Source organism: Streptomyces sp. NPDC002671 (genome assembly GCF_053592475.1).
In genome coordinates this window covers 1-7695 of record NZ_JBSFVU010000105.1, presented here as the reverse complement: position 1 = coordinate 7695, position 7695 = coordinate 1, and the positions used below count along the sequence as shown (strand labels likewise).

The 7695-nt window shown below is 71.2% G+C and carries 5 protein-coding genes and 2 pseudogenes; 1 reads left to right on the top strand and 6 read right to left on the bottom strand.

Annotated elements, in window-relative coordinates; genetic code table 11:
* A pseudogene (locus ACWD35_RS44175) lies at positions 1 to 200 on the top strand (DDE-type integrase/transposase/recombinase); the annotation flags it as partial.
* Positions 201 to 383: 183 nt separating this feature from the next.
* Here the strand turns inward: ACWD35_RS44175 and ACWD35_RS44170 are convergent.
* From ACWD35_RS44170 to ACWD35_RS44145, 6 genes and pseudogenes are all read right to left on the bottom strand, one after another.
* Positions 384 to 530 (bottom strand): annotated as a pseudogene (locus tag ACWD35_RS44170) (hypothetical protein); the annotation flags it as partial.
* 270 nt (positions 531 to 800) lie between these two features.
* Positions 801 to 1430: a hypothetical protein gene (locus ACWD35_RS44165; protein WP_451356974.1), complete on the bottom strand. Its 630-nt coding sequence runs from the start codon at positions 1428 to 1430 to the stop codon at positions 801 to 803.
* A 7-nt stretch (positions 1431 to 1437) separates the two neighbouring features.
* Positions 1438 to 2418: a TniB family NTP-binding protein gene (locus ACWD35_RS44160; RefSeq protein ID WP_451356975.1), complete on the bottom strand. Its 981-nt coding sequence runs from the start codon at positions 2416 to 2418 to the stop codon at positions 1438 to 1440.
* Positions 2419 to 2534: 116 nt separating this feature from the next.
* On the bottom strand, positions 2535 to 4640 hold the full coding sequence (locus ACWD35_RS44155; RefSeq protein WP_451356973.1) for a transposase: 2106 nt from the start codon (positions 4638 to 4640) through the stop codon (positions 2535 to 2537).
* 23 nt (positions 4641 to 4663) lie between these two features.
* Positions 4664 to 5479: a TnsA-like heteromeric transposase endonuclease subunit gene (locus ACWD35_RS44150; RefSeq protein WP_451356972.1), complete on the bottom strand. Its 816-nt coding sequence runs from the start codon at positions 5477 to 5479 to the stop codon at positions 4664 to 4666.
* A 248-nt stretch (positions 5480 to 5727) separates the two neighbouring features.
* A complete protein-coding gene (locus tag ACWD35_RS44145; RefSeq protein WP_451356971.1) occupies positions 5728 to 7125 on the bottom strand; it encodes a DNA-binding protein in 1398 nt (465 codons plus the stop codon).
* Positions 7126 to 7695 lie beyond the last annotated feature (570 nt).

The window sequence follows — 7695 nt, the reverse complement described above, 5'->3', positions numbered from 1 at the left end:
GCTGGTCGATCGCGGACCACATGCGCACCTCGCTGGTCACCGACGCGATCGAGATGGCCGTGGCCGCCCGCGGCGGTCAGGTCCACGGCGTCGTCTTCCACACGGACAGAGGAGCCCAGTACAGCGCGGCCACCTTCGCCGAGGTCTGCCGCCGCCACGGCATCCGCCGCAGCATGGGCCGGGTCGGCTCGAGCTACGACTGTCAGCCGCCCCGCCCCGCCGACCCACCCCAGCAGCCGCCGGGCATCGGTCGTACAGCGCACCCCGGCAGCGGCAAGCTCTGCATCCGCCCTCAGCGAGCAGACCGCCACCATCGCCCCGGCACGACCCGCCTCTCGCCAGGCGGCAACCGTCTGCACCAGCAGGTCCAGCGTCGGCACCAGCACCAATACCCGGCCCGAGCGCGCCACCCGCAAGGCGGTGTGCGCACCCATCAACGTCTTGCCCGTCCCGCACGCCGAAACGATGGTCGCCCGCAGCCCCACACCAGGTGACGGAACGTTCCCCAGGGCATGGACTGCCGCGTCCACCGCCTCGACCTGATGCGCCCGCAGCGCCGACCTGCCTGCCACCAACGAACCCCCTCTCGCCTTGTGATTTCGGGGTTTTAGTTGGTGTGGTGGGTGGGGTGTGGGCTGGGGTGTTGGGGGTTTTCTGATAGAGGAGCGGGCGTTTCCGGGGCGTTGGAGGCGGTGGTGACGCGGCGTCTGGCCTGGGGTTGTTCGGGGTTCGTTGATAACGGGGGTGTGGTGTTGGTGTTGGTCTCCGGCTTCTAAAGGATTGGTGCGGGTTTGTGCTGGTCAGCGGCTTGCTGTGTGGTCGGGCCCGCCGGTCCAGTACAGGGCGGTGTCGATGTCGCGGGCTGTCCAGCCGTCCGCGTGTGTTCTGCCGTGTTGCAGGAGGTCGTCGAGGAGTTGCAGGTAGCGGCCGTAGCGTCCCGGGGCGGCGGTGAGGGTGAGTCCGAGCGCGTCGAGGGCGTGTTGGACGCGGCGGTCGTAGACGGCCATCCGCGTGGGTGCTGCTGCGGTGAGGACGGCTGAGGCGAGGGCGTCGCCGGTATGGAAGCCGGGCAGTCCCGAGATGATGGCGCGCCCTGCACGGGCGGCTTCACCCCGCGAGAGCTTGGTGTCACGGACTTTGGTGATGGCCTGGTCGGTGACCTTGCGGACCTTGGTGTCGGGCAACGCCATCAGGTCTGTCACCCACCGGGTCTGTGCGGAGAGCCGTTTCCAGACGACCAGGGCTGCGATGTCCGTCTTGCCGAGACTGCCAGTGCGCTCGGTTCGCTGCGCGACCTCGTGGAAGACCTCGTCGTAGTGGGGTGAGATGTCGGCCAGGTAGCGGGTACGGGCGGGGGCCAGGACGTCCCACACCCGGCGGCAGAGGGCAGCGAACTCCTCGCCGGCTGGCGAATCCGTGGTCTTCTTCACGGCCGCATCATGCCCCTCTGGCCGGTTGGTGGGTGCGGGGGCGTCTGTGTTCTTCGGCGAGGTGGTCGAGCTGGATGGATTCCAGCATCTTCTTGGTGATGCGTTCGGTGCCGTCGCAGATGGCGGTGATGGCGGCTTGTCGGATGAGGCGGGCGAGGCTTCCGATGCGGCCGGCGGTGCGCTGGTGGAGGTAGGTGGCGTGGCGGGGGAGTGTGCCGGGTGTGTGGTGGGTCAGGTCGAGGGCGGATTCCATGTCGGTGATGAGGTCGGTGAAGGGGCGGGTGTTTCCGTGGCGGGCGGGGAGGGGGCCGCAGGTGATGAGGCTGGCCCGTGCGGCGAGTTGGGCGCCGCGTACGCCGCTGAACAGGGGTGTGGCGGCGACGTCGATGCCGGCGTAGACGAAGGTCGCTTTGATGCGTTCGGTGAGGTCTTTCAGCAGGTCGGCGGCTTCGGCGCCGGTGGTGGTGCGGGGGTTGAGGCGGTGGATTTCGTCGATGAGGACCAGGCGGACACCGACGGCGGTGTAGGTGTGGCAGACAGCGCTGGCGATTTGGGCCTGGGTCATGCGGGTGGTGACGGGAATGCCGAGATAACGGGCGAATTCGGTGGCGAGGGTCTTCGCGGTGGCGCCGGGCGGCACCAGCAGGTACGCGATCGGCACCGGGTGGGTGTGTCCGGGCTGGGTGGGGTGTTTGCGGGTGTGGGCGAGGTGGCAGGTGCGCCCGACTTCGAGGAGGGCGGTCGTTTTCCCGGCCGCGGCGGGGCCGGTGACGATCAGCGAGGGCCGGGCGGTGGTCTGCTGGTGGCGGCCGAGCAGCATCAGGGTGCGTACCTGGCGGGCGAGGGTGTCGATGGCGGGGGTGCGGACGGTGACGAACGCGGAGTGGTAAGCGAGGCGTTCTTCCGGGCTGCGGGGCCGGTCACCGGGCTGGGGCGGGGTGGAGGGTGGGGTGGTGGCGAAGTGCTGCCAGCCTTGCCAGGTGGTGATCGGCCACTCCGGCTCGGCCTCGTGCGCGTTGGGCCATGGGGCGTCTGCTTCGGCGCGGGCGGGCTGGCTTGCCGGGCTGGAGGAGCGGCTGGCGGTGGTGATGTGCGGGCGGTGGGTCACCAGTTGAGGGCTTCCTGGGCGGGGTCGTAGAGGCCGAGTCCGGTGTACGGCACGGGGGCGTTGTCGCCGGGGCCGGGTTCGTCTTCGTTGTCGGCCTGCTCCGGGTCGGGCAGGTCGTCGAGTTCGTCGAGGCTGTCGTCGTCCCAGCCGCCGGCCTGCGGGTCAGGAGCGTGAGGAGGGCGGGTGTCGGCCGCGGTCGGGGGCGTTTTCAGCGGTGCGATGCGGGTCACTAGGCGCTGCTCGCCCGGGGTGGCGGTGCCGGCGTGGGCGCGGCGCATGAGCTGGTCGAGGGCGTCGGCGAGGTCGGCTTCGTGGGTGTCGCGGTCGCCGTGGCGGGCGGTGATGGTTTTGATGTGCTGCCAGGTGGCGGTGTTGAAGGGCTGGTGGATGTGGTCGCGGTGGATGCACGGGATCTCTGTCAGATAGCCGTCGGGCAGGCGGATCCAGACCTGGCGGGCGTCGTGGGGGTTGGTGTGGATCTCCCATTTGCCGCCCCGGGAGGTGACGGGTGAGGGCTGGCCGCAGTAGGGGGCCAGGACGTCCGCGTCGTAGGTGCGGTGGTCGATGCGGATGCCGCGTTCGGTGATGGACTGCCAGCGCACCGGCAGCAGTTCGAGGTAGTCGCTGCCGCTCAGGGGGAGGGGCACGTGTCCGGCGACGGCGGTGAGGGCGGCCCACATCTGGTTCGGGGTGAGTGCTTTCTTGGGCAGGGTGGGGTGGCGCAGGCCTTCGTGGGGGCGGTGGTGGTAGTGGATCAGCCATTCGTCCAGCAGGTCCTGCAGCTGGACGACGCTGAAGCAGGCCTCGGTTTCGGCGGTCGGTCCGCGGCGGGTGACATCGGATCCGGTGTAGCCGGGCAGGTGCTGGCACAGCAGGGCGTTGATGGTGCCGAAGGTGCGCTCGACGATGCCTTTTGCGGCGGGGGCGTGGGGCGGGGTGGGCTGGACGCTGATGCCGAGGGTTTCGCAGGCGGCGGTGAACGCCGTGGACAGGTAGACCTTGCCCCGGTCGACGACGATCGTCTCGGGCACCACCACCGGCCGGGCGGCCGCGCCCTCGAGCCGTTCGTCCAGGCTCATCAGCCGCTGAAGCTGGGGGAGCGGGGCGTGGGCGAGGCGCAGGGCGTCGGGCCAGGTGGGGCGGGCCGGGTGCGGGACGGCCATCTCCGCGAGCAGCAGCGCCGCGTCCACGGCCTTCGTGCCGGCCGGGCGCAGGACGGCGGCGAGGATGGCGCGGGTGGCGACGTCGACGGCGATGGTCAACTCGGGCCGGCCGGTGGTGCCGTCGTCGAAGACGGCGAGGACGTCCAGCGGGGTGGTGTCGATCTGCACCTGTTCGCCTGGGCGCAGCGCCACGGTCGGGGTGAACGCCCGCCTGCCGGCCGGGGAGGGGAGAGTGCGGGCGGGGCGGTGGGGGTGCTCGGCGGGGTCGGCGAGCTGGTGGATGAGCCGGTAGAAGGTGGCTTGGGAGGGCATGGTCACCGTGCCGCGGCCGTGCCGGTCGTGAAGGATCTGCGCGACCAGGGGAGTCAGGCCCGTGATGGTGCCCTTGGAACGGCCGCGCTGCCTGCGCAGCGCTTCCTCGATCGCGGCGATGACGCGTGCGTCGGTACGCCCGGTCGGGCTGGGGCAGCGGGTGGTGCGGTGGTCGACCAGCCCCCACAGCCCTTGCTTGCGGTAGGCCAGGCGCATGCGCTGCACCGTGGTGCGCGAGACGGGCCCGAAGCCGATTGCGGTCAGCTCCGCGGCCTTTGCCTCCTCGCGCTGCGCGAGTGTGAACCGGTCGGGGTCGTACTCGGCCCGCGGCACCCCGCCGGTGCCGGGCCCGTCGGGCAGGCCGGACTCCACTTCACGGATGTGCCGCTGCCAGGCCAGCGCCTTGCGGCGCGCGTGCTCGGGCGCGGTTTCGAACAGCCCCCACTGCGTCACCGCCTGGGGCATCTCGGCCCCCACGATGCTGAAGGAGCCGTCGGCGAACAGGTGTCCGGCCAGAACGGTCTCGTCCTCTCCTGTCTCACCGGCCAGGTGGACCTGCTGCCCGGCCAGAGCGATCACCTGCCATGCACGATCACGGAAGCGGACGTGTGCTCCGACTTCGAGCACCGGCCTCCCCCGGCGCCGCCCGCTCACCGCCCGCCCCCGCTGTCCGGGCCGCAGGTTCGGCCGCGTGCCGCGCCCCCGGGACACTGCTGGCCGGCACAGGAAGCACCGCCTGGGGCATCGTCGTCGTTGCTGTCGTGACGGCTTGTCGGGTCGCTGACGACGGAGAGGGTGCCCGGCCCGACCAGGACGCGCTCGTGCAGCGGGGTCTGGAGGGGCGTGGTGAGCTGTCCGTGCCACAGGGCGTGGAAGACGGCGGGCAGGACTTCGATCGGGTCGCCGACCGCTTCGGCGCCTTCGATCAGTGGCCGCGGCTGTGTGAACGCCTCGTGCAGGGCGGCCGCGAGGCGAGGGCGGCCGGCGTTACGGGGGTGGCGGTAGCCGGCCAGCCATTTCAGGTTCGCTGCCAGTACCTTCTCCAGCGGCTCAAGGCGCCGGTAGAACCAGCCGACCTGCGCGCACGCCGCCTCGAGGACCGGCGCAGCCTTCTGCGCCCGTTCGCCGCCGGCCTCCGGTTGGCTGGGGCAGTCGGCCAGCAGGGCGGTGCCGTCGCTGTAGCGGGCAAACAGCTGAGGCACCCACGAGCGCACCTGACCGCGGCCGTCCCGCCACAGCACACGGACCGGCCGCCCGGCCAGGCCGACCACCTTAGGGTCGCGGTCCAGCACCATCAGCTGCGCCCGCATCGCGGCCGACCCGCAGGCCACATGCCGACCGATCGTGGCCGACCACCACCGGCCCGGCCCCCATCGTTGCCCCGGCACCACCGGGAATGCCGACACTGTCTCCAGCTCCTCGAACGCCACCGCAACAGCCGCGTCCGCCCACCGCTGTTGCACCACCCGCCCGACGGGATCGACGAAGACCGCCTCCCACCCGGACCCGGTATCCGCCTGCATGTGCTGTGACCGGCCGCCCGATGCGGCCGCTGCGCCTTTGCCGCCCACGAGCCTCAGTCAAGCCTGCCCCGCCTGTTTGACGGGCGGCTTCGCGTATTTCGATCACACAGCGCCGGGCAATGAGGTACCGCCCCGCAACGCGGATGCCGGGGCGTGCACCGGGGCTCGCCTGCACCCCGTGGGCGGGTGCCTTACTCCTCCTCGCCGGTGTCCGGGCTGGTGGTGAAGGCTTCCGCCAGGACGTGGGCGGGCAGCCTCGACCACTGGGCCACGTCTTCCAGCGACACTCCGGCTTTCAGGGCCGCATCGATGGTCAGCGCCAGGACCTGTTCGATGAGGTCGGCGCTCTGGCTGAGGTGGTGCAGCAGCTGCCGGGCCACCTCAGCGGTGCCACCGCTATGCGCGCCGCGCACCTGTGCCAGCTGTTCTGCGGCCTCGTCGACCAGGCCGGTGATCCGGGTACGCCGCTCGGCGGGGACCATGGCTCGCCACCGGGTGCCCGAGCCGCCCGCCTGCCTTTCCTTGACCAGCACCCGCAGCTGGGCGGTCATGGTGGCGGGCTGGTGTTCTTGCCGTACCCGCCACGGATCCTCCGGATACCCGGGCGGGTGGCCGGTGCTGCGGCGGGTGCGGATGACGCTGCCCATCCAGCCGATCAGCGGCCCGCCGTAGTCGGTCGCGGCCAGCGGCCCCAGCCAAGACCGTCCCACCCGCTCGCCGAGCCGGCGGCAGAACGCCCCGTCGGCGGGCAGCGGCCGCGGATGCTTCTCCCCGCTGTCGCGCCACGCCAGCTCGGCCATGACCGGGTCCAAGAGGGCCTCCGCGACGGCGACCACCTCGGGGAAAACGACTGTGTCCCGCCCCACGATCCGCCACCGCTCCAGATCACCTCCGGCGTTGCCGCCGGCGACCTGGTGCAGGCGGCGCGGCCAGACCTCCTCCTGCTCCCAGTGCAAAGCCTGGTCCCACCAGCGGCACACCACCGCGTGCGCCAGGCCGAACACCCGCTCCGCCTCCACGCCAGCCCGAGCAGCGCGCCGAGCCACCCCCGCCCACCGCCGCCGCGCCGCCACGACCTCCGGCAGGCCCCGTAGATCCAGAAATTCCAGCGGCTGGTCGGCGTCGGCGTCCAGCCGCCACCGCGCATGCCGGGCACACACCCGATCCCACCGCCGCGCATAGCGCACGACCCGCGCCCCTGCTCCGCACCGCCGTGCCGCGCACGGGCGGCAGCCGAACGCCACCGGTCCCGCCACCGCCCCGCCCACACGCCATACCGCGCGCGCCAGGCCCCCATCCGAGCCGACCTTGTCGTCCTCGTGAGAAAAGGCCGGCAGTGTCCGGCCCAGCACGTCCTGTTCGACTCCGCTCAGCTCGGCCAGCGTCCGCCGTCCGGCCTCGTTGAGCAGGAGCTCCGCATCGGCCCGCACTGTGCCGCTCTCGTGCCGGGGACGGGAGCCGGTGACCGCGAAGTGCCCGAGCACCTGATCGGGGTGCATGCCGTACGCGGCAGCCACCCGGCACACGAGCGACCACGTCGTCTCCCTGCTCACAGGCGCAATCCGCAGCAGGACCGGAGAATGTGTCATCTCATCACGGTCCCGCGCACACGGCACCCAGCAGGCACCAACGGCAAAGTTTCACGCCCCGAAGCCGACAGACGGTCAAGACGGGAACATTGCTGTTCCTTGACGAGGCGTCACCCGATTTCGCGGACGTCACGCAGCTTCAGCGGTTCACGCCATCCCGGTGCACCACCACGCACGATCATTTCCAGGTATGATCTGAGGTACCTTTTGAAGCAGATCTTCGACCGCTCCCGAACCCGGCGGTACTACCGCTTCCCCGCCACAGTACCGCTCACTGCAGGCAGTCAGCCTTGCCCCGTTCGGGTGACAGAGTCAGAGGACCAACCGGACACCTCGCGCCACTCGCAGGACCTGAGGTCACATCCTCGCCCCCCGTTCGACTACTGCCGGGCCGTCAGGCCCGTGGGATGAGCCTCGCGGAGCGTGGCGCATCCTGAGTGACGCGGAGCGTCACGGTGGCTGGAGCACAGCGGAGGCCGGCCTGGAGCCGTGAAACGGCTCCTCGCTTCTGGAGCGCAGCGGAAGAAGCATCAACAGGCGGGCAAAGCCCGCTTGTTGAGCGGTGAGCGG

Bases quoted from the DNA above. Each gene is read 5' to 3' on its own strand.
- ACWD35_RS44145 (WP_451356971.1), bottom strand. From the start codon at position 7,125: ATGACACATTCTCCGGTCCTGCTGCGGATTGCGCCTGTGAGCAGGGAG.